Here is a 21,983-nt window from a genome sequence, read left to right as displayed (position 1 = left end):
CGCGTTGCTACGCAGAATGCGTGCCATAGGCGAAGAATGTGAGACAAACCGTGGTGTGTGGCGCAGAGGAACGCCGCGCAGGAACAGGGATACGCCCACGAACAGGGCGCGGGTGCATGCTAAAGGTGCAGGGTTTTGTATACAGACGAAAGGCGAGCACAGTTCCTGTGGCGAGGGGATTTATCCCCGCTGGGCTGCGAAGCAGCCCCTGAGCCTGGCGCCTCGATGTGCCAGGCAGAGCAGGTTAGCTATCTTGGGGCCGCTCCGCGCCCCAGCGGGGATAAATCCCCTCGCCACACAGAGTCCTTTTTGCCACAAAGCTGGGCTCGGCTGAGATCAGCTCAACTCAATGCGATCCGCATGAATGACAATCTGCCCATTCTTGTACAGCGCACCAATGGCTTTCTTGAAGTTGCCCTTGCTCACGCCAAACAGGCTGCTGATCAGCGCCGGGTCGCTCTTGTCGCTGACCGGGAGCGTGCCATTGTTCTCCCGCAACTTGGCGAGGATCTTCGCGTTCAGGCTGGTGGCGGCTTCCTGGCCCACTGGCTGCAGGCTCAGGCTGATCTTGCCGTCCGGACGAATTTCCTTGATGAAGCCTTTCTCCTCTTTGCCGGCACGCATGAACTTGAAGATTTCGTTCTTGTGGATCAGGCCCCAGTGCTTGTTGTTGATGATCGCCTTGAACCCCATGTCGGTGGCTTCGGCAACCAGCAAATCAACTTCCTGCCCCGGCGTGTAGTTGGCCGGCGTCTTGTCCAGATAACGATCCAGGCGCGCCGTGGCGGTGATGCGACGGGTGTGCTTGTCGAGGTAGACGTGCACCACGCAGTACTCGCCGGCGGTCATCTGGCGCTTTTCTTCGGAATACGGCAGCAGCAGATCCTTGGGCAGGCCCCAGTCCAGGAACACGCCAATGCTGTTGACCTCAACCACTTTCAGGCTGGCAAACTCACCCACCTGTACTTTTGGTTTTTCCGTGGTAGCGATCAGTTTGTCGTCGCTGTCCAGATAAATAAAAACATTGAGCCAGTCTTCATCTTCGCTGGGGATATCCTTGGGGATATAACGGTTGGGCAGCAGAATTTCGCCGTCCGCCCCACCGTCCAGATATAAACCGAAGTTAGTGTGTTTAACCACTTGCAAACTGTTGTAGCGCCCGACTAAAGCCATTTCCTGTACCCTCATTGCGTGGGCGGCATTCTACCCGGTTTTGCGCCGCGATTCGTGAGCACAGGCGAGGTTTGCCCGAGAAGCCCGGCGCAGCCCTTGATTTCCCTGGGGTTTTCCCTCAAGACCTGGCCATTCGTCAGGCGATGGACGGCGCGCACGCCGCGACATCGGCGCTATATTCGCGCCACAGTTGTTATTTAAAACAGTGGCTTAGGGCAATAATTACCGGATAAACCGGCCGTAATCCCAACCCGCCGAGGATAATCTCGAAGGATATTTGCCAAGCTATTGTCAAGTATTTCCTGTACGATGCCTGGCCCAATTAATTATCTTTAGGTTAATGGCCGTCATGCGCGTAAAAGCATCCAACAGCAAATCAAAGCCAGCTCCAGCCGTTGAAACCAGCGAGTCGATCAACGACCAAATCGCTGCGTTCCTCAAGTCCGGCGGTGAGATCCAGCAAATTGCCAAAGGCGTCAGCGGCCAGACATTCGGCCCATCCAAGCAGATCAGCCTGGGCAAGAAGTAACCTGCGCGTCACCTGGTCCCAAAGCGCTTTGAGCTTCGAAGCGCTTGGACTGGAACCCTCCCCGCCCTATCCATTTCCTATAAATCGACGAACGGCCTTCGCTGCCGAGCATTCGCCGGTATCCTTGCACCTCTCTAGCTCAAGCGTTTCAGCTTAGTTACCGTTCCTGCTCCTCGCTATTTCATGGAGTGAAGCATGCGCATTCCTATGGTTCCGCTGGCGATCAGCCTGCTGACATGCTCCCTCGCCCAGGGGCAGGTGTTCCAGCGCGAACTCGGCGACTTCGACCTCAAACTGGGCACCACCCCCAGCCGCAGCATGGCCGAAGGCTTGGTCACCCCGTCCAGCAGTGGCTCGTTTCATGGCGGCCTGGACCTGAGCCACGACAGCGGCTGGTACGTCGGCCAGTGGTCACCCAGCGCCGGCCTGACCTCGTCCGCCAAACTTGAAATCGATTCCTACATGGGCTTTAAACAACCCTTCGACCAGACCCTGGGCTACGAAGTCGGCTTGATCCACTACAGCTACCCCACCGTCGATACCCTCGACAGCCAGGAGTTCTTCGGCGGCCTGACCGTCCTCGGCAGCCGCTTCGGCGCAGCCCTGAGCAACGATCCAGACAAACAGAACAGCACGTTGTTTGCCGACCTGGGCGGCAACGTGCCATTTGGCATCGGCATCAGCGCCAAATACACCACCCACCAGCTCAACTCGCCAGTCTCGGTGGAGAACGGCTCCGTAGGCAGTTTCAGCGACTGGTCGTTGAAAATCTCCCGGCCCTGGAAGGGCATCGACCTGGACTTGATCTACAGCGACTCGAGCCTCAGCGGTAGCAGCTGTTCGGCGTACTCGGGCCACAACAGCGAATGTGACAGCCTGCTGACCCTCAAGATGGCGCACCCTTTCTACTAGCCCTTTTTACTAAGTGTTACGTATTCAATCGGCTGAACTGCTGCGCGCCTGCGATGCTCAAACAAAACAGCTACACCTTCACAACCATGCCCTCGCAAGGACTCGCTCATGTCGCGCTGGTTAACACGCACCGCCATGTTCATCGCCCTGCTGCTGACGCTGACCGCCTGCAGCCGTGTAGGCCTGGCCTACCGCAACCTCGACCTGATCATCCCCTGGACCCTCAACGACTACCTGGAGATCAAAGGCGAGCAAAAAGACTGGTTCAACGAACGCCTCAAGGAGCACCTGACCTGGCACTGCACGACGCAGCTGCCCGGCTACCTCGACTGGCTGGACCGTTTGAAAACCATGGTGCAAACCAATCAAGTGACCGACGAAGCCCTGCAACAACGCACCTGGGAAGCCAAGGCCGCCATCGCCGAAACCGCCCGGGCAATCACCCCGTCGGCCATCGAACTGCTGCAAGGTCTGAGTGACGAACAAGTCGACGACATGGACGCCTCTTTCGTCAAAGACCAGCGCAAACGCCAGCAGCAATACCTCAAGCCGACGTTGCAGGAACAGATCCAGGAACGCAGCGAACGCATGGAAAAACGCCTGAACGACTGGCTCGGCCCGCTCAGCATCGCCCAACGCCAACGCGTAATGGCCTGGTCCACCGCCTTGGGCGACCAGAACCAACAATGGATCGCCAACCGCGCCCACTGGCAGAACCAGTTCAGCGAAGCCGTGGCCCAGCGCCACAGCCCGGATTTCCCGAAACGCATCGAGCAACTGCTGGTCAACCGCGAAAGCCTCTGGACCCCGGCCTACCGCGAAGCCTTCAGCAAAACCGAAGCCCAGGCCCGCAGCCTACTGGTAGACCTCATGGCCGAAAGCACCCCGGCACAGCGCGAACAGTTGCTGAAGAAAATCGATGGAGTGAAGAAGGATTTCAGTGATTTGAAGTGCCTGAAAGCGGCACGATCCTGAAACCCCTGAAGATCCAATATGGGAAATCCAAATGTGGGAGCGAGCTTGCTCGCGATAGCGGTCTGACATTCAACAAATGTGTTGCCTGTTCAATCGCTATCGCGAGCAAGCTCGCTCCCACAGGGTTCAGTGCAGGCCTGTCAGGCAATCTGCGCCTTGGACGCCAAATCATCAAAGGTAAACTCATCCAGCGCATCGTCCTGCTCATCCAGCACCTGGCGCGGATGATCATTGCCTGGGATGCTGCTGTCGATCAGGCTCAACAACCGCGAGCCACGCGGCGTCAGCACAAAGTTCTCGCCATTGCCGCCCTCTTCCTCCGGCCGAGGCTCGATATAGCCACGCTCCAGCAGTAACTTTTCGTACTCCCCGGCGACCGCTTTCAGATGATCGAGGTTCTCGATCTCTTCGCCTGCAGCCGCCTTCGCCGCCGCGTACTCCTCCGCATAAGGCCGAGGAGTAAAGCTGTGGCCGGCGCCGTTCTGCACTTCGTGCAGCAACTTTTCGATCAAGTCCCAGTTATAAGTCGTCATCCTGGTCCATCCTCTAAAGAGTGAGATGCCTACCTAGGTTGTGACCGAGGCGCCACGCCGCCGTTCAGCCGGGTTTCCGGGCGGTCTATGCCTTGAACCGACCAACGGCCTGTCGAATTCATCGAAGGCCAAACGACCAGTTGCTGAAGCGCCCACCCAGCAGCGCTGCCATGCAGGAGAAATCACCATGAACGTAGAGAATCATCCGGTCGTCTCGCGGGAAGAATGGCTCGCAGCCCGTCGCCAGCATCTGGCCCACGAAAAAGCCTTCACCCGCGAACGAGACAAACTCAGCGCCGAGCGCCGCGCCCTGCCCTGGGTAAAAATCGACAAACCCTACCGTTTCCAAGGCCCCCACGGCGAACTGAACCTGGCCGACCTGTTCGGTGGCCGCAGCCAACTGATCATCTACCACTTCATGTTCGGCCCCGGCTGGACAGAAGGCTGCCAGGGTTGCTCATTCCTGTCCGACCACATCGACGGGGCCAACCAACACCTGGCCCACCACGACGTGGCCGTGGCGGCCGTCTCCCGCGCACCCTTCGCCGAGTTCCAGCAATTCAAACGGCGCATGGGTTGGGCTTTCGACTGGGTCTCGTCCAACGGCTGCGACTTCAACTACGATTTCGGCGTCAGCTTCAAAGCCGAAGACACCGCCGACGGAAAAGCCACCTACAACTACGAAAAAACCGACACCACCGAAGGCGAACTCCCCGGCCTGAGCGTCTTCTATCGCAACGAAGCCGGCGACATCTTCCACACCTACTCAACCTACGCCCGCGGCCTCGACATCCTGGTCGGCACCTACAACTACCTCGACCTGACGCCCAAGGGCCGCAATGAAGACGAAATCATGGACTGGGTGCGTCATCATGATAAATACGACGAGGCCAAGCCACACAGCTGCTGCCATGGCTGATGCGCCAACCTGCACAAGTCGAGCGAGGTCCCTGTGGCGAGGGAGCTTGCTCCCGCTCGACTGCGTAGCAGGCGCTTGCATTGCCTGACCTGTCGCAGCGCCAAAGCCGACCGCGGCAAGGCCAAAGGTCCTACACAAAGCTCGGAAAATGGCGTCTTGTGGCTCAGGAACGGGTCGGCCTATAGTCCCTCGTCGCTCAAAAGGCGACCGGGTTTGGCGACCCGATCCACAGAGAGACTCATTAATTTTCGAGGCTCTGAATATGACCAGATACATGCCCATCACCGGCATTGACTGTACCCCCGCTACCCTGCTCATCGACACTGAGGCCCCGCTCGACGTTCTCTTCGAAACTGCCGACTATCGCATTCGCACCGTGACCCAACTGCTGGAAAACATCGCGTTTCGTTCAGATATCAGCTCCGATACGGTGGTGCTTTCCGACTTTTGCAAAATGCTGACGATAACGCTACGTGATGGGTGCGATGTGATGGATGTGATTGGGAGGCGATTGCGGGCGCAGGCTGCGGAGTAATGAAAACGGGCGACCTTAGGGTCGCCCGTTTCAAATGTATGGAGAGTACAAGTTGACTGAGACTTTTACAGAATTTGACCCCGCAGAATACCTCAGTACTTCCGAGGCCATTGCGGAGTTTATAAGCGATGCCCTGGAAACCGGCGATGCGAGCTATTTCGCCAAAGCGATGGAGATAGTCGCACGCGCCAAAGGGATGACCGAACTGGCCGGCGAATGAATCATGCGAAAGCGAGTTTTTCTACCTGCTGCAAATCCACATGCTGGCGAGCGATCCACAGATCGTAAGCATCCTGCATGGCCAGCCAACTCTCCGGCGAGCGGCCAAGCGCTACAGACAGCCGCAGCGCCATTTCAGGCGAAACGCGGCTAGTCCCCTTCAAGACGCGGCTCAGAGTCGAAGGGACCACCCCAAGCTTTTCTGCCAGCTCACGTCCGCTGATAGTGTTCGGCTCCAAATAGATCTCGGTAATGAACTCACCAGGATGGGGCGGGTTGTGCAAGTTCATCAGTGATAATCCTCATAGTCCAAGACATAAGCATTTCCGTCGCGGAATTCGAATGTCAGGCGCCAGTTGCCGTTCACCATGATCGACCAGCGTCCACGCATCGCGCCCTTGAGTGGGTGCAGGCGAAAGTCGGGAATGTCCTTGTTATTGATTTTCTCAAGATCTAGGGTCACCGCCTGCTCTACCGGTACAAGCAACTCGGCGCAGCGAAAGAAGTCCTCATCCAGTTCAGGAATGTCGGTGGTGTCGATGCCCTCGTCATCCATTCTTAGCAAGCGTTCCCAGTCAGTTTTCATTGGTTTCGGGATAATGTTGGCCTTCTACCTAGGTGGCTTTTAACGCTGAGATGAGGCGGATTACATTGTCCCGCCGCTCGGTGAACACGACCACGCCAACTCGTTGATCAGGCCTGATCCAGCGCTCTTCGCCGTAGTGCCAAAGATCACTCAGAAGGTAGGAACCTCAATCGGCGCGGGATACCTCTTTTCCGGAGGCTACTATCGAGGTCAATCATCTGAAATCAGACGCCTCCGGTACGAACGTATGAAAGGTCCTAGGCACAGGAGAAATCTTCCTGAGAAACGGACAGACAAAAAAAGGAGCAGGAAACCATGCAGTTAAAAGCTGCAGGGCGAGTTGGCTTTTAGCCTTGACTTGAGACCGGCTAACGGTTTCCCCTTTTTGCGGTCCCCTTGGTCCCAATAAACCCTCTTATTGGGTGATCGGAAGCCTCACTAGCCATAGAACAAAAAGGGGACAGATTTATTTTCCCGACTCAACTCTCGGCCGTCCCCGGCAAAACATTCTGGGCATATAAGGATCCTCCATCCGTGGAAGCTTTCAGCGTAGCAGAGAGTTGAAAAATAAATCTGTCCCCTTTTCCTTGTCCCTTTTCCTCATCGACACCGAAGCCCCCCTCGATGTCCTCTTCGAAACCGCCGACTACCGTATTCGCACCGTGACTCAGGTATTAGAGAACATTGCGTTTCGCTCGGAGATCGGCTCGGATACGGTGGTGCTATCTGATTTCTGCAAAATGCTGACGATTGCGTTGCGCGATGGCTGCGATGTGATGGATGTGATTGGGAGGCGGTTGCGGGCGCTGGCGGCGGAGTGAGGAGAACGGGCGATCCAAGGTCGCCCGTTTAGCTTGGGGAGGGCGACTACTTGACCGGTATATACGAGTATCCCTTCACCATAGCTTTCCCTTCCTCGGCGTTCCGTACCCGGACCATTTCGACCGCATGCTCCTGTGTATATTCAACGAAGTACTCTTTGCCCGGTTCGACCGGCAAGTTCAGAAATACGTTGTTGGGATGCGGATGCTGCCCGGCCGATATCTTATATAAGCCCGGGCTTACCTGCACCCAGGAATAGGTTTTGTTGTTGAGTCCTACAACCGCACTGTCGTTGATACTGAACACGCTGTCATAAAAGCTGCCTAGAAGGACCTGGGTCCGCATCATGTAAATCAGCGCCTTGCCCTGTGGTAATGGCGGCGGCTCAAAATATGGTTGACTGGAGCTGGTGTGAGCGCAGCCGACCAACATCAGCATGAGCAATAGGACCGGCATACTTTTTAATGTTGAACTCATTTATTATTCTCTAATAACTGATTAATAACAGGTGTCATTTTCTGCTCGACTGAGGCTATCTTGGAAGGATCTAAGCCACCCTCGCCCGCCAAATGGTATTGCCCAAAACCTATCTGCTGATCGCCCTTGAAGAGCCGGACGCTAGCATCGGACAAGTACCGGGCAATATCCCAGGAATAAGTGGCGGTATAAGCAAGACGATACTCACAACTACTTGGAACAGGCGCGGCGTAAAACCGACTTTCGATGCCGTGCTGACGCAGCAGTGTTTGCAGGCCATCCACGAAATCACCCGTCACCACTTTCGGATTTTCTTCGATGCAGAGATGCGAGATTTTATATTGAGAGGCAACTGGCTCGACTGTGATATTGGTACAACCGGCCAATGCCAATAGAAGTCCTGTTGTGATAGCTCTGGGTAGCATGTTTGGTCCTTGGAATACGAAGCAAAAAGGGGACAGATTTATTTTCCCGACTCAACTCTCGGCCGCCCCCCGATAAAACATTCTGGGCATATAAGGATCCTCCATGCGTGGAAGCTTTCAGCATAGCAAAGCATTTAAAATAAATCTGTCCCCTTTTTCCAGAATCCGTCCCCTTTTTCCCGGTCCCCTTTTTCCCAGGGCTAATTAATAAAGACCTAAAACTCTGAGATCATCTCTTAGCTCTGCTGCCTCATCAGAAGGCAAATCATCCAGAACAGAAGACAGATTGATCTCCTTTAGCAATCCATGGACAATATCAAGATGATGTTTCTTGACTTTCTCCGAAGACCTGCCCGCCGAAAGAATAAGCGCTAAAACTTCCAACATTAATTTCTCAATAGGCAAATCAAAGGAGTTCTCAAGCTCACTGTAGGCATAGCCTACTTCGCTTTCTCCCTCAGCCCATAGGCTTTGGTGGCTGAGCTTGACCCTGCAATAGTTGTAATAGCTGCCCAGAAACCAAGCCCGGATTTCACCATAAGTCACACGTTCTTCCATTACGGCATCTTCCTCGGCGGACGGAGCATAACGCCCTGATTATCAAGAATGTTAACTGTGATATTGGGATACTTCGCCTTGAACTGCTCAGCCACGTTTAGACAACTTGCGCAAGCTGCTTTCTCCGTAAGAATATTTACAGTCCCTCTTGCGGAGGTATTGCTTCCCAACTGATCAGCAATGTTGTCTAGGATTTTGTATTCCGTATCTATTCCCCGATAAACCATATCTCCGGCCTTGTGGGGTACAGATTGAGCCACAAAATTTCCACTTCCAGAGCCAATAAGCCCTTTACCGGCATCAGAGACTTGGCTGTGCGCAGCCATCTGCTTAGGTATTCCGGGAATATCTATTTCCGCGACAGCTACGTTACCACTGCGTTTTAAATTAGACGGCAATCCAGCTCGAACATCCATGACCCGCTGGGCCATCGGAGCGGTATCGATCACCGTCCCAGTCGCTTTTGCCCCGGCTAACGCAGCCTCATCCGCATTTTTAACGAGTATAGCAGTGCTCTCTCCAAGACCGATGAGACCTTGCAAAAAGTTCCCGATGCTCCTTACAGACTGACCCAAGCTGAACGCCGACATGGCTAGCGTTGCTTTCTGTTCCATGTCAAGCCTGGATGCTTCAGATTCCGTCAGGCTGTACAGGTCATCGCGCAACCGAGGTACTCTGGAAAACACACCAAAAAGGGGACAGATTTATTTTCCTGACTCAGCCCTCGGCCGCCCCTGCCCTCGCTGCTCTACCCGCACTCCAACAATCCGCTCTACCTCATCTACGAAACGACTTGTGCCCGTCAACTGACCTCGCTGCAAAGCATCACGGATCAATCGAATCTGATCAATCGGAATGGTCTGACGTGGAAAACCAGGGACAGACCACGTTTTCTATCTGAGAAACGCACAGATAACGTGGTCTGTCCCCGGTTCTGCCCGGTTCTGCCCTTACAAAGCAGCCTCTGTGGCTGGTATTCCTTTTGTGCCTTTCCGTCTCTTTAACGCATACCTCTGTACGGATCCTCAACTGAGCCACCCAATTCAGAAAGCGCAAGTGAAATCTCATTAAAAACTTCCGGCGACACATCTATTGATGAACAGGAGCATAGAAACACTCTTATTTTCTCGAGCCCCAACCTCACCATAATACTAATAATATCTTCAACCAACACTCGATCACACCCATTCCACACGGAGATCAAGCAATCTTCAACCCGCTCCCTTATACCAACATCCAAAACATTATAAGTATGCCACTGCCTATCACTTAATTCTAAAAGTGACTTTACAAAGTCGCTCTGCCCGACACTTTGCGACTCGAAACCATCCAACAACTCTGTAAATTCAACATCGAGCTCTTTGTCAGTCATTGAATCTGGCAGCGCAACGTAGTATTCAAAACTCTTCATAATTAAAAATCCACCGGTATATGCGTTGTATTGGAAGGCTGCCTGTACAACAAGCCATCTTGACCAAGCAGCTTGTTTCCTATTTTTATTTGTGCAGTCCATCCAGAGCCAGCATTTGAGCCAGGAAACTTAGCAGCAGCGTTCGCATCAGGCGCATGCCATTTTATCTCGACTTTTTGACCATTCCATTTGTATTGAAATTTGCTCCCATCGGCAATTGTACCTGAGGGTATGAAACTATTCGGCGTACCTGGCGGCACCAGCTTTTCCAAATCAGCAGCACCGATCCTACCATTTTTAATAAACCCTTTGGCTGAAGCGTAAGCATCAAAAAAAGCGGCTGTTTTATTCACTGGCTGGTTTAAGTAGCCAAAATCGCCATCTGCTTGCGACGCGGGGGACCCAGGTTTCGAGCCTGGCGGAGTCGCTTGTTCCGCCGCTCCCCCTTTCGGAACAGTAACACCGACAACTACCGGACTTTTACCCAGAATCTCCATGCTCAAGGTAGTCTTCAGCTCAGTCAACAACCCAGCCCGCTCAAACAGCGACAACTGCCGTCCAACCTGTTGATCAAGCCAACTGGTCTCCTTGACCCATTGATCGACTCCTGCCCACTCGCCCGGCGTCAGCCAACCTTCCTTCAGGTTCTTGGCGAAGGCCATCTGCTTGTCGGAGGTAAACAGCGCGCCCCAGCCATCAACCCCCTGCGATGGAACAGCAACAGCCCCTGGATTCCCGGTGAGTAACCCGGCCATATCGTAAGAGACGTTACGACGCAGGAAGTCCATCAGGTCCTTGGCGACGGGTGCCTCCAGTGAAACCGCGCTGCTCTGGATCCCCTCTACACAGGCTCTACTCTTACAGGCATTGATAGCCATGGAGCGCTCGGCAGACAGCGCTTCGTACCGCCCGATAATCTCACGGATGGTATTTGCGCTACACCCTGCAGTCACCCGACAACCTTGAAGCTCTTTGAGCAGGCGCTCTGCTGATGGGTGGTCGAGGTTGTTGTACTGCGTTGCGTTTGCCGTCACTGCCGCCGCGGCAGACGCATCCCCCCCTGTAAACGCCGCCGTCAATACGCCTATAAGTTGGGAGGCCGCGAGCAATTTGCTTACGCCTTGCTGATACTCCGGGCTGTTTCTATCGACTCCGACCGGTAACAATTTATCGGCAAGAGCGTCCACCAACGCCTCATTCGCCCCCGCAGCAATAGCGCCTGTGCGGAAGTCCCCGCCCATGGCTTCGGCCATCAATCCACCCAGCGCCGCATGCATTACAACTTTTGAAAGCTTGCCGTCGTCAAAAACGGTGATGTCACCAATCTTATTGGCCGAAACCGCACCACCAATACTGATGGCCGAACCCAATGCCGAAGCAACCAGGTTGTCCTTCAGGCTCCCCCCCATGATTGCCGTCTTGGCCGCGGCATCAGCAGCCAACTTGATAGCCACGCTTTGAGCGCTGGCTAGATCAAACTTCAAATCCGTGGCGCTAAACCCGAACTGCGAAGCGATACCCGCTGAGGCGCCTGCCAGCACATAACCCTTCAGGCTTTCGGCAGAGAAAACATCTTTGAAGACGGCGCCCAGGTTGCCTTTGTTGTTAATCGCGCTGACCGCGGCCCCGCTAGCCATCGATGTCAGCACGGAGGATGCCATGATGTTCCCCAGCCCTGCCCCCACGGTTGAACCGACGGCAGCTCCGCTGGCTACGGCTGAGGTTGTTGCGGTGCCCGCAGCAGCCATGGCCGTTCCCGAACCCGCTGTCGCGCTGGCTGCGGTTCCCACAGCCGCACTCGCGGCCCCTGCAGTAAGGACAGTGACAATAATAATCACCGCCAACATCGCCGCCGGCCCCATGCCCGAGCTGCTGTATTTGAACGACTCGTGGGTTTCCTTGATCAGTTGCCAATCCACATCGCCACGCGCCTCGGCTTCCTTGAGCCAAGCCAGTTGTGGATCGGCCTTGACCATGGCATCGATGGTCTGGCTGACGGTGTTTTGGTTGATGTTCTTGATATCGATGTTCAAGCCGTTGACGGCGTTGATGACCAAGTCACCTTGGGCAACCAACTGGCTTTGACGCAGGGTTTCGTCGGTGTTGCCACGGCCCTTGGCGGAGTTCCAGGTCATGCTGTTGCGGCTTTTCTGGTGGCTCTCCTGGTGAAGGTCCTTAACGCCTTCAAAGGCGATGGCGCCGCCACTGCTCAAGTTGATGTCCTGGGCACTTTCAAGCTTGGCCACCTGGTAGCGTTGGTCGCCGCCGCTGAGCACCGTCAGATCACCGCCAGTGCTGATTTGCGTACCGATGTTAGTGACGTGGGTGACTTCATCGCGCTGGGTTTTCTTGCTGCCCCACCCGCCTTTTTTCTTCATGTCATACAGCGAGTAATCGCTGTTCTGAGCGGCAAGCAGTTCCACTTTCCCCGCGGCCACCAAGTACGCTTCGTCCTGAGCCGTTATCCGACTGGAGACCAGTGCCATGTCACCGCCAGCCTTCAGCGAAACGTCGCCTCCTGCTTCCACGGTGGCAGCGACTTGCGCGACATTATCTTTCTGACGTGTTGTCTTGCGGACTCTGGAATAACTGTGGTTTTCATCGGCATCGGATGACAGCAGCAGATCTTCGGCCGCCGTCATCGACACATCGCGCTTCGCCGTGATGTCACTGGCGACCACGGCTATGTCACGTCCGCTCTTGAGCGTCAGATCCCGCCCGGCTTCAATGCTGGCGCTCTGCTGGGTGATCGTTTCGCTGCGGAAGCGAGACTGTTCGCCAGAGTTGCGTTCTTCCACGGCAAGGACGTTGATGTCGTGAGTGGCATCGATATAAGTATCGCCACCACTTTTCATCACCCCACCGGTACTGAGGGCATCACGGCCGGCCGAGATCGTCAGATCGTTGGCTGCTTCGATCCGGGCGGCGCTGTCGACATAATCGCGGTGCAGCGTGGTGCTGGAATAGCGTGAATCCAAGGCCGTCACGGTGCGCTCGTTAATCACGTCGCCACTGACCGCTACCAGGTTCACGTCACGCCCGGCGATAATCCCGCCGGCTTTATTCACCACGTTGTTGCCGGCCAGCAGGTCCAGTCGATTCCCCGCCTCCACCAGTCCGCTATTGACCAGATCCTTGCCGGCTGTGGCAGAGAGATTATGACTGGCTCGCAATGTCCCGGAGTTGGTCAGGTCCTTGCCTGCGATCAGCGTTACATCAGTGCCCTGAATCAACGCGCCGTTGGCGGCTAGCCGGTTATTGGCGTTGGCCATGTACAGCACCGGCACCAGGACTTTTTCACCGTTCACTTCGTGCTCTTCGAGCCAGACGATGTCATGGGTCAGGGCGGCGACTTGCTGCGCCGTGAGCGTCACGCCCAGCGCCAGGTTCAGCTGATCCTTGCTGGCGATGGCATTGTTCATCAGGTACTTGAACATCGCTTCGTCGGAGGTCTGGCCATCGATGAAACGCTGGCCGGTACGGGCGACTACGGCTTGCTGGACCAGGCGTTGCTCGTAGAGGCCATCCCCCAGGCGTTTGGCGCTGGTGTCCGGATCGTAGCCCAGGTTCTTCAGCAGATAATCCGAACTCATGAACTGGTTGAGGTTCGTGAGTACCGGATTGGTTTCGATCAGGTATTTATGAGCGTTGGACGGGGTTTTGGCGTCCGGCAGACCGGTGACGCGGTTGACGGGCTGATTGACCGATGTCGCCTTGACGTCGCTCCGCAAATCGACACCCGTCGTAGTAGAGAGGACCGAGGCGTCAAAAGCACTGGCGTTTTCCACGGCCTGCAACGGCACACGCCTGACCGGGAAGACCGCCCGCTGGCTGTCTGCGACTGCGGTGGGGCCATTGACCGATAGGGTGCGCGGGCCGTCGGCAACCACCGTCGTACGTTGCAATATACCAACGTCTGAATTGCCCAGGTTCCAGCCCGGCGATCCGGTCGGCGCCAAGGAAATCGACTGGGTCGTCGCTCCCTGGCCACTGAGGCGAAACAACCCATTTTGCCCCGTCGGCAATACGAAACCCGGCAGGCTCAGTGGGTTGACCTGCTGCTTGGAAAGGTCAGGCGGCAGCTGACTATTGATGTGTGCCAGTACCGGCTTGCCAGTGCCCCCACCCAAGGTGTTCTGTCGACGGTCGACGCCCGCGCTGAAAGCGTAATCTTCGTGTACGACGCTGTTGCTCAGGTTTTGCGCCGCATTGATGCTGACTTTGCCACCGGCCTGGACGATCGCCGATTGAACAGCCCCACCGTCCCTGGAAACCTCAACGTCGCTACTCACGTTGTAACGGGTGAGCTGAGCAGGAAGAGGCAGCAGGTTGTCGGGGTCGTATTCGGAAGTTTCATAGCGCTCAGGCTTATGCCATGCGCCATATCCATTCAGTTTTTTCCTGGTTACGCTATCCACCAGGATCATGCGCTCCTCTTCACTACCTTTTTGGTAATACCTCTCCATCGCGTAGTCAGTGGTTCGGAATTGCCCGACATCATCAATGTAGTGAAAGGTCAATGGCCCGTTGTCGTTGCGTTTGTTGAACTCCCACATCGCCCCAAGGGCAAATCGATTGTGCGTACCGTCGGTAATCCCTGGCGCGCTGAAAATCCGGGTGCGTTCGATGGTCCCACCGGCCGCGCCGATATTGCTGAAATTATTGGCAGCGATGGTGATGTCGCGAGCCGCCGTCACTTCGCTGCGGCTGTTGAGGAAGTCTCCACCGTTGAACGTAAAGTTACCGCCGGCGGTCAGCTTCGCTGTGGGTGACTGGTCGACCACCGACCCTTCATAGATTTCACGCAGCCCATAATCGACATAGTAGGTGTCGCCACTGCAATCGTTGCAATGCACGGCAATGAATGAAGAAATCAGCTTGCGGGCAACTTCGAACTTTTCGCCACGGTTGTTCAGCGTGGTGGCATTGATGGACATGTTCCCGGCGCTTTCCATGACCCCGGAGATGTTCTCCAGCACACTGGCCCGCGCCGCGCCGTTATAGCCTTTAACGCTGAGGTCACCCAGGCTATAGAAATCGCCATAATTGTTGGTCGCGCTGTCGACCTCCAGCGCCGTATCCCGCCCGCTGAAAATCAGCCCATGGTCGTTTATCAACGAAGGGTTTTTTACCCTCAACGACTGTGCGCTGCCCAAGGTGCCGGTATTGCTCAGGCTCCCTGTCTCGACAGTTAAATCGCCATTGGACGTCAGTCTGCCCGCGTTGCTCAGTTGTCCGCCGACCTTGACGGTGGTTCCCCCGCCACCGGCAATGCTGGAGGCCGCGTTCAAGTTCAGCTGCGCCGCGCCCAAGTACAAGTCACCGAGGCTCGACACCCGGCCATTACCACCGTAGCTACCGTCCAGTTGCAGATCCAGGCTGGCGTCACTGGCGATCAGTCCGTTATTGGTCCAGTTTGTCCCGCGACCTTGCAAATGCCTGGTGGCCAATAGTTGGCCACTGGTCGTCTGGGTGAAATTTTTCACATCAACGTTGAGCCGTCCGGCCTGGATCACGCTGGAGTTGATCCAAGTGTCGGCATTCAGCGCCAGCGTACCGCCAGTGGTGATACCACCACCGGCGCCCATCACGTTGGCAGTAGAGATATCGAACGTCCCGAGCCCTACGTGGTTGAGTTGCCCACCGCCGTTGAGAAAGCTGCCAACGGCCAGTGTCAGGTCGGTGTTGACGGTTTCCAGGACACCATTGCGGTTATCCAGCAAGCCGCCGATCTGGAAATTGGTTTTGCCTGAGTTGCCGAGTGAGCGAAGTTGGCCGCCCTGGTTATCAAGGCTGGTTGCCTTGACCGTCAGTTGAGTGTCGCTTTCGATGATGCCTGTGCGGTTGTTCAGGGCTTCGGTGAGGCTCAGGTTGATAGTGTCACCGGCCATCTGACCGCTGGCGTTGTCCAGGCTGGTACCGGTGATACCAGCCAGCCCCTTGGCGTAGAGCGTGCCGCCACGGTTTTCGAAGGCAGCGGCGGTGATGATTGCGTCACCGCCTTGCGCCGACATCCGCCCGCCGTTGTTGTTCAGGCCGGCCAGGGCAGTGAGTTTCAGTGCCTGGCCCTGGATAATGCCCCGCTGATTGCTGTTGCTCAGGTCGAAGCCGTTGCGCAGTACGCCAACGGTCCGGGCTTCAAGCGCGCCCAGGATGCTCGATAATGTACCGCCACGGTTATCGATATTGGCGGCCTTGACGAAGGTCGTTCCGCTTTGAGCGATGACTCTGCCGCTCTGGTTATCGAGGTCGCCGCTGATATCGAGGGTCAGGCCGTTTTGGCTCTGGATCGTGCCCTGGGCGTTGAAGAGACTGGCCGCTTGCATCTGCACGTCGGCCTTTTGGCTGTAGATCAAGCCGTTAGCGTTGTTGCGAACCGCACCGCTGGCGGTGAGCAGCAGCGCATCGTTGGCGGCGACGGTCCCGCCCAGACTGTTATCCAAGGTTTGGGTCAGCAGGGTCAGCGTGCTTTGGCCGGCGAGTTGGCCCTTCTGATTGCTGAGATCGGTAACACCCTTGATCAGCATCGGGCCGGCGCCGGCCAGTTTCCCGTTATTGTTGTTCAGACTGCCGAGCAGTTTCAGCGTCAGTGCTGCATTGCCGATGATCTGCCCGCTGGTATTGTTCAGGGAACTCACCTCGGCATCGATAACCTGCTGCGCATTGACGACGCCATCCGCGTTCGTCAATGCCGCGGCGGTAATGCCGAGCCCGGCACCGCTGTCGATGAGACCGCCAAGGCTATTGTTGAGCTCGCCGTTAAGCTCCAGGGTCTGTCCCGCACCACTGCTGAGGATGCCTTTATTGCTGTTATCCAGACTCTTTGATTTGACGCTCAGGTTGCCTTGACTAACCAGCGCACCGGCATTGCTGTTGAGCAGAGCCTGCTTGAGGTCCACAGCCACATCACCGTTGCGACTCGATAGCGTGCCGCTGTCGCGGTTGTCCAGACTGTCGCCTGTGACCTCCAGCCCCTGCCAACCGGACAGCAGGCCTTTACGGTTGGTCAGGCTCGTGCCGCTGACCAGCAGTTTTTCACCGCTGATGATTTTGCCAGCCGTGGTGTCTATCGCCCGAGCAATCAGATCAAAGCCGAGGTTGCTGGAGATTTCGCCGTTCTGGTTGCTCAGGTCACGCAGGCGTTTGAGAGTCAACGGGCCTTTGGCGGTCAGCAGGCCATTGCGGTTGTCGAGTTCGCCGTTTGCGACATCTACCGTGACCGCGTTGTCACCTAGCAGGCGCCCGCCATTTTGGGTCAGCGAAGTCAGTGTAAGGTCGATATCACCCTTGGCCGAAACTTCGCCGTCATTGCTGGAATCCAGGCTCGTACCAATGATTGTCAGCTTGCCCTGACTGTTGATCAAACCGCTGTCGCGGTTAGTCAGTGCCATTGCGTCGAGAGTCACGGAACCCACGCCCAACAACGTGCCGCCCTGGTTGTTGAGGTCAGCGCTGGCGATATGCATGGCCTGCGCCGCGCTGATCAACCCCTTGGTATCGTTACGCAGCAGTCCATCTACGGTGAGTCCAAGATCGCCACGACTGATCAGGCTGCCACCGCTGTTGTTCCAACTGGCCGCCCGTACATCGAGCGCCGCCGCGCCGATCTGGCCTTTGACGTTGTCCATTGCGTTGGCGATGCGCAGGGTCAGGACCTGGTTGCTCAGCAGTTTGCCGTTGCTGTTATCCAGGTTCTGGGCGGTCAGGGTGAAGGCTTGGGCGCTGGAAATTTCACCGCCCTGGTTGTTGACGCCTTTGAGTTGCTTGAGCAGTAAGGCACCCGGTGCGTTGATCAGGCCGCCCTGGTTGTTGAGCTGCCCCTGCTGCATGTCCAGGCTGAGGCGGGTATTGCTGAACAACTTGCCGCCTTGTTGATTCAGACCGGTAACCGTCGCGGTCAAGGCATCTTGACTGCCGATACGGCCATCTTCCTGATTGGTGACCTGGCCTGCGACAAGGTCCAGCGTGGCGGCACTGGTCAATCGGCCGCCTTGGCTGTTATCAAACGCGCCCGTGGTGACGGTTACCGCGCCTTTGCCACTGATGCTGCCTCCTTGGCTGTTGTCGAGGCTGGCACTGACCAGCGTAAGCGCGCCATCGGTGATCAGGCGGCCGCCCTGGTTTTTGATGCTGGTGTCACTGGTGAGTTTCAGATCGTTCGCACTGGAAAGACTGCCCTGAGTATTGGTCAGCTCGCTGGTTTCGACGGTCAAGGCACCTTCGCTGTTGACCTGGCCCTCGCTGTTGTCGAAGGCGCCGGTCAAGTCCAGGTGCATGTTCTGCGCACTCAGCAGATTACCGCCCGTGTTATCCAGCGAATGTCCCTTCGCGGTCAGGGTCGAGGTAGCACTGAGCAAGCCCTTGTTACCGTTGAGCAGTTGATCGACGGTCAGCTTCATGGCCTGCCCGGCGAAGGCTTTGCCACCGTCACGGTTATCGAATGTCTTGCCGATGATCGTCAGGTCGGAGTTAGTGGTGATTTCGCCACCACGGTTATCGGCCTCATTGACCGCCAGGGTCATGGCTTCGGTTGCGCCCAACAGACCGTTCAATCGGTTATCGAGCGTGTCGGCGGTGACCTGCAAGGTACCGGTTGCGATCAGTTGGCCCTTGCGGTTGTCCAGTGACGTAGCCTGGACAATGGCGTCGGCCTTGCCGGCGATTTCACCGCTACGGTTATCCAGCGTCCCGGCGACCAGCAGGAGCTCACCGTCAGCGACGACGGTGCCGCTCTGGTTATCCAGGGTTTTGTCGGTTCGTAGTTCGAGCCGATCGTAGCTGCTGATCAGGCCTTCATTGTTGTTGAGACTGGCGCTGCGACTGTCCAGGGAGGCGGCGGAGATCACCCCTTTGATGTTATCCAGGACTTGCGCGATGCGCAGGGTCAGACCCTTGTTGCTGAGCAGCTTGCCGCTGTTATTGTTCAAGTCAGTAGCGGTTAAGTCGAACGCTTGCTGACTGGATATCTCGCCGCCCTGGTTGTTCACACCGTTGAGGTTTTTCAGCAACAACGGGCCGGTGGCGTTGATCAGGCCAGCCTGATTATTCAATTGCCCCTTGTTCAAATCCAGATCCAGTCCGGTTTGACTGAACAGCTCACCGCCCTGCTGATCGAGCCCGGTCACCGAAGCGGTCAAGGCTTTTTGACTGGCAATCCGGCCAGCAGCGTTATCGACCTGGTGAGCGGTGAGTTCCAGGGTGCTGCCACTAATGAGGCGACCGCCCTGACTGTTATCCAAGTCACCGGTGGTGATCTGCGTGATGGCGTTGCCAGATATCAGGCCTTTTTGGCTGTTGTCCAGGCTGACGCTGTTGACGATCAATGTGCTGTCGGTGCTGATCGAGCCGCCTTTGTTGAGCAAGGCTCCGCGACTGGTCACAGACAATGCACCGGCACTGCCAAGGCTCGCTCCGGTGTTGTCCAGGCTTGCAGCATTGACGGTCAGGGTCCCTTCGCTATTGATCAAACCCTGGATGTTGAGCAAGGCGTCATCGAGGGTTATATCCAGCCCTTGAAGGCTGTTCAGGCTGCCGCCGCTGTTGTCCAGCGAAGTACCTTTGAGGCTTGTCGAGCCTTGGGCGACGATAAGGCCCTTGCTCTGGTTGAGCAGTTTGGCAACGACCATTTGCAGGTCTGTGCCGGCCAGGATTTTGCCCCCCTCGCTGTTACGCAGGCGCTGGCCTTCGATGTTCAACAACAGGTTGCTGGACAGCTCGCCGGCACGGTTGTCGATCTCATCGACCTTCAACGTCAGCGCCTTGGTGGTGCCGATCAACCCGCCATTGCGGTTGTCGAGGGTGGTACCGGTCAGCTTCAGATTACCTTGGGCAACCAGTTCCCCACCCTGTTGCTGCAGCAGACCGATAGTAGCGGTGAGGTCGTTCTGGCTCGATATCCGCCCGGCGGCGTTTTGCACCTCAGCGGCATCAAGGGTGACCGGACCTACGGCACTGAACAAACCTCCAGCGTTGTCCAGGCGCGTGCCTTCATAGGCGATGCTGGCCTTGCCACTGATCAAACCTTTATCACGGTTATCCAATTGGCTGACCTGAAGCTTCAGGTGCTTGTCCGCCTGGATCACGCCACCCCGGTTATCGGTCGAAGGGCCGGTCACGGTCAGGGTGTCTTTGCCGCTGATCTTGCCGCCTCGGTTGTCAAGGCTGGCGCTGCGCACATCCATCACACCCTTGGCGCTGATTTCACCTTTGTTCTGGTTATCCAGCAATCCGCTGATGCGGGTGGTTAGCGTGCCGTCACTGACCACCACACCAACGTCACGGTTATCGAGAGTGGCAGCGCGCAGATCCACGCTTTTACCCGAGCCCAGGAGACCGTCGCGGTTATCCAGCGCGCCACTGAGATCGATGTTCAAGCCAAGGTCGCCAAGGATCTGGCCGCCACGGTTGTTCAGAGAAGAGCCGTTGAGGCGGGTGATGGCGGCGCTGGAAATTTCGCCGTTACTGTTATTCAGCTGGCCGACGGCACTCGTCAAATTTCCCGTGCTGTTGATCACTCCGCTGGTGTTGAAAGCTTGATTGGCCGTCACGTTCAACACGCCGGCACTCAGCACCTGTCCCTTGTTTTGATTATCCAGGATCCCGGCATTGACCGTACCGGCCTGCCCGGCACTCAAGGTGCCACCCTGGTTGCTCAACGTCTGCGCAACGTTCGCCGTCAGGTTCCGGCTGGCGATGATGCTCTTGCCACTGTTGTTCAGGTTCTGCGCAGTAACGCTCACATCACCCGTCGTGTTGCGCGTGGTATCGGCGTTGACGCCGGCTTCAATAATGCCGTTGTTAGTCAACTGCCCACCCGCATTGAGGACGATACTGTCCCGCGCCGCGAGGGTTTGCTGGTTGGTCAGATCGCCCTGAGTCTGCGCGTTCAACGTCGTGCCGGCGTAGACCGGCCCACGGGCATCGAGGCTGGCCGCCTTAACGTTCACGGCTCCACTGGCCGAGGCATCAACCATGCTCAAATGCCCATTGGCATCAAGCTGGATATCCCCCCCACTGGCAATCAACTTCCCGTCCAGCTTCACCCCGACCCCGGCCTCGGTGCCCACCAGCTTGATGGCGCCTGCATACATCCCACCCAACGCCGAAGAGTCGATAGCCAATTGCGGCTTGGCGCTGCCGTCATCGGCGCGGGCGGTGGCGCTCAAAGTGTCGGCGTTGACGTCATTGCGGCCGGCAACAATCGTCAGGTTCTTGGCCTGGATCTCGGCGTTGATCTTGGCGCTGCGGGTGATGATTTCGAAGTGGTCGACGTTGTTGGCGTTAAGGCCCGCGCCTTCAATCGCGACACTGCCCTGATCTACTTGGTAGCGGTTCAACTGGCCGTTTTCGATAACCGCTTTACCGGTGCTCAACGTGACCTTCGGGCTGTTGATAAAACCGCAGCCGTTGCAGGTGATGCCATAGGGGTTGGCGACGATGACGTGGGCCGACTGCCCGGCCACTTCGGTGTAGCCACGCAGCTGGCTGGGGTTGCCGCCGTTGACTTCGTTGAGGATGGTTGTGGCAGCCGTGCCGTTGAGGTTCGGGTTGCCGAGGATGATCCCGCCCAGTTGCGTGGCCTGGGTGCGGTTTGTGGCGTTGTTGAGGATGACGCCGTTGCTGCCGACGTTGTAGTCCGTGAACTGGTTGTGGGACAGGCCGCTGCCGTTGGGCCGGGCGATGTTGACGATGGGCACGCCGTTGCCTGCCTGGTCCAGGCCGGTGCCCGGCGCACTGACCACAATGCCTTCTGCCTGGGCCCACATCGGTTGCCAGAACATGACGTTGGCCAACAGGAACGCCAGGCCGCGCTTGGGCATGCCCCAGAACTGATCGCGGTTTTTCAGTACGGCTGAAGGCTGGCGGGCCAGGAAGGCGTGTTGACGGTCGTCCATGTTCAGGTCTCGTTG

The 21,983-nt window shown here is 56.7% G+C and carries 16 protein-coding genes and 2 pseudogenes; 7 read left to right on the top strand and 11 right to left on the bottom strand.

Translation table 11 applies throughout. The annotated features are described in order from the left end of the window. Positions 1-336: 336 nt before the first annotated feature. Positions 337-1,173, bottom strand: a complete 837-nt coding sequence (locus LOY70_RS07830; protein WP_123414692.1) for a S1 RNA-binding domain-containing protein — start codon at positions 1,171-1,173, stop codon at positions 337-339. 340 nt (positions 1,174-1,513) lie between these two features. On the opposite strand from LOY70_RS07830, the gene LOY70_RS07825 reads away from it, so the two are divergent. From LOY70_RS07825 to LOY70_RS07815, 3 genes are all read left to right on the top strand, one after another. After that, positions 1,514-1,702 carry a hypothetical protein gene (locus LOY70_RS07825; RefSeq protein ID WP_025212437.1) on the top strand — a complete coding sequence of 63 codons (189 nt, stop codon included), beginning with the start codon at positions 1,514-1,516 and terminating at the stop codon, positions 1,700-1,702. A gap of 195 nt (positions 1,703-1,897) precedes the next feature. Then, positions 1,898-2,614: a TorF family putative porin gene (locus LOY70_RS07820; RefSeq protein ID WP_265035232.1), complete on the top strand. Its 717-nt coding sequence runs from the start codon at positions 1,898-1,900 to the stop codon at positions 2,612-2,614. A gap of 108 nt (positions 2,615-2,722) precedes the next feature. Continuing rightward, positions 2,723-3,589: a DUF6279 family lipoprotein gene (locus LOY70_RS07815; protein ID WP_265035231.1), complete on the top strand. Its 867-nt coding sequence runs from the start codon at positions 2,723-2,725 to the stop codon at positions 3,587-3,589. A 140-nt stretch (positions 3,590-3,729) separates the two neighbouring features. On the opposite strand, the gene LOY70_RS07810 is transcribed toward LOY70_RS07815, so the two are convergent. Further along, a complete protein-coding gene (locus LOY70_RS07810) occupies positions 3,730-4,122 on the bottom strand; it encodes a transcriptional regulator (RefSeq protein WP_123414695.1) in 393 nt (130 codons plus the stop codon). A gap of 187 nt (positions 4,123-4,309) precedes the next feature. Here LOY70_RS07810 and LOY70_RS07805 point away from each other — a divergent pair, with 187 nt between their 5' ends. From LOY70_RS07805 to LOY70_RS07795, 3 genes and pseudogenes are all read left to right on the top strand, one after another. Beyond that, positions 4,310-5,041 carry a DUF899 domain-containing protein gene (locus LOY70_RS07805; RefSeq protein WP_265035228.1) on the top strand — a complete coding sequence of 244 codons (732 nt, stop codon included), beginning with the start codon at positions 4,310-4,312 and terminating at the stop codon, positions 5,039-5,041. Between the two features lie 262 nt (positions 5,042-5,303). Beyond that, a complete protein-coding gene (locus LOY70_RS07800; RefSeq protein WP_265035226.1) occupies positions 5,304-5,576 on the top strand; it encodes a hypothetical protein in 273 nt (90 codons plus the stop codon). A 52-nt stretch (positions 5,577-5,628) separates the two neighbouring features. Beyond that, a pseudogene (locus tag LOY70_RS07795) lies at positions 5,629-5,793 on the top strand (addiction module antidote protein); the annotation flags it as partial. A gap of 4 nt (positions 5,794-5,797) precedes the next feature. On the opposite strand, the gene LOY70_RS07790 reads toward LOY70_RS07795, so the two are convergent. Further along, positions 5,798-6,085, bottom strand: coding sequence for a HigA family addiction module antitoxin (locus LOY70_RS07790; protein WP_265035224.1), 288 nt, complete (start codon positions 6,083-6,085; stop codon positions 5,798-5,800). Further along, entirely contained in the window at positions 6,085-6,393 is a 309-nt protein-coding gene (locus tag LOY70_RS07785; protein WP_265037988.1) for a type II toxin-antitoxin system RelE/ParE family toxin, read from the bottom strand. Before LOY70_RS07785 ends, LOY70_RS07790 begins: the two co-directional genes overlap by 1 nt. Before the next feature lie 548 nt (positions 6,394-6,941). Between LOY70_RS07785 and LOY70_RS07780 the strand changes: the two genes are divergently transcribed. Beyond that, positions 6,942-7,202, top strand: coding sequence for a hypothetical protein (locus LOY70_RS07780; protein ID WP_265035222.1), 261 nt, complete (start codon positions 6,942-6,944; stop codon positions 7,200-7,202). 46 nt (positions 7,203-7,248) lie between these two features. On the opposite strand, the gene LOY70_RS07775 is transcribed toward LOY70_RS07780, so the two are convergent. From LOY70_RS07775 to LOY70_RS07745, 7 genes and pseudogenes are all read right to left on the bottom strand, one after another. Then, positions 7,249-7,680 (bottom strand): DUF2846 domain-containing protein, encoded by a 432-nt coding sequence (locus tag LOY70_RS07775; protein ID WP_265035220.1) that lies wholly within the window; start codon positions 7,678-7,680, stop codon positions 7,249-7,251. Then, on the bottom strand, positions 7,677-8,105 hold the full coding sequence (locus tag LOY70_RS07770) for an Sbal_3080 family lipoprotein (protein ID WP_092446287.1): 429 nt from the start codon (positions 8,103-8,105) through the stop codon (positions 7,677-7,679). The genes LOY70_RS07775 and LOY70_RS07770 overlap by 4 nt, the downstream gene beginning before the upstream one ends. Before the next feature lie 204 nt (positions 8,106-8,309). Further along, positions 8,310-8,663, bottom strand: a complete 354-nt coding sequence (gene imm2 / locus LOY70_RS07765; RefSeq protein WP_265035216.1) for an Imm2 family immunity protein — start codon at positions 8,661-8,663, stop codon at positions 8,310-8,312. Further along, on the bottom strand, positions 8,663-9,328 hold the full coding sequence (locus tag LOY70_RS07760) for a deaminase domain-containing protein (protein ID WP_265035214.1): 666 nt from the start codon (positions 9,326-9,328) through the stop codon (positions 8,663-8,665). The genes imm2 and LOY70_RS07760 overlap by 1 nt, the downstream gene beginning before the upstream one ends. Positions 9,329-9,367: 39 nt before the next feature. Continuing rightward, positions 9,368-9,511, bottom strand: a pseudogene (locus LOY70_RS07755) (transposase); the annotation flags it as partial. Between the two features lie 152 nt (positions 9,512-9,663). Next, a complete protein-coding gene (locus LOY70_RS07750) occupies positions 9,664-10,074 on the bottom strand; it encodes a hypothetical protein (RefSeq protein ID WP_265035212.1) in 411 nt (136 codons plus the stop codon). A gap of 2 nt (positions 10,075-10,076) precedes the next feature. Next, positions 10,077-21,968, bottom strand: coding sequence for a filamentous hemagglutinin N-terminal domain-containing protein (locus LOY70_RS07745; RefSeq protein WP_265035210.1), 11,892 nt, complete (start codon positions 21,966-21,968; stop codon positions 10,077-10,079). Positions 21,969-21,983 lie beyond the last annotated feature (15 nt).

Origin of the sequence: Pseudomonas sp. B21-054, assembly GCF_026016345.1 — a bacterium.
In the GTDB taxonomy this organism is placed as follows: Bacteria; Pseudomonadota; Gammaproteobacteria; order Pseudomonadales; family Pseudomonadaceae; genus Aquipseudomonas.
This window is presented reverse-complemented; position numbering and strand designations above follow the sequence as displayed.

Bases quoted from the DNA above. Each gene is read 5' to 3' on its own strand.
- LOY70_RS07830 (WP_123414692.1), bottom strand. From the start codon at position 1,173: ATGGCTTTAGTCGGGCGCTACAACAGTTTGCAAGTGGTTAAACACACT.
- LOY70_RS07825 (WP_025212437.1), top strand. From the start codon at position 1,514: ATGGCCGTCATGCGCGTAAAAGCATCCAACAGCAAATCAAAGCCAGCT.
- LOY70_RS07820 (WP_265035232.1), top strand. From the start codon at position 1,898: ATGCGCATTCCTATGGTTCCGCTGGCGATCAGCCTGCTGACATGCTCC.
- LOY70_RS07815 (WP_265035231.1), top strand. From the start codon at position 2,723: ATGTCGCGCTGGTTAACACGCACCGCCATGTTCATCGCCCTGCTGCTG.
- LOY70_RS07810 (WP_123414695.1), bottom strand. From the start codon at position 4,122: ATGACGACTTATAACTGGGACTTGATCGAAAAGTTGCTGCACGAAGTG.
- LOY70_RS07805 (WP_265035228.1), top strand. From the start codon at position 4,310: ATGAACGTAGAGAATCATCCGGTCGTCTCGCGGGAAGAATGGCTCGCA.
- LOY70_RS07800 (WP_265035226.1), top strand. From the start codon at position 5,304: ATGACCAGATACATGCCCATCACCGGCATTGACTGTACCCCCGCTACC.
- LOY70_RS07790 (WP_265035224.1), bottom strand. From the start codon at position 6,085: ATGAACTTGCACAACCCGCCCCATCCTGGTGAGTTCATTACCGAGATC.
- LOY70_RS07775 (WP_265035220.1), bottom strand. From the start codon at position 7,680: ATGAGTTCAACATTAAAAAGTATGCCGGTCCTATTGCTCATGCTGATG.
- LOY70_RS07770 (WP_092446287.1), bottom strand. From the start codon at position 8,105: ATGCTACCCAGAGCTATCACAACAGGACTTCTATTGGCATTGGCCGGT.
- imm2 (WP_265035216.1), bottom strand. From the start codon at position 8,663: ATGGAAGAACGTGTGACTTATGGTGAAATCCGGGCTTGGTTTCTGGGC.
- LOY70_RS07750 (WP_265035212.1), bottom strand. From the start codon at position 10,074: ATGAAGAGTTTTGAATACTACGTTGCGCTGCCAGATTCAATGACTGAC.
- LOY70_RS07745 (WP_265035210.1), bottom strand. From the start codon at position 21,968: ATGGACGACCGTCAACACGCCTTCCTGGCCCGCCAGCCTTCAGCCGTA.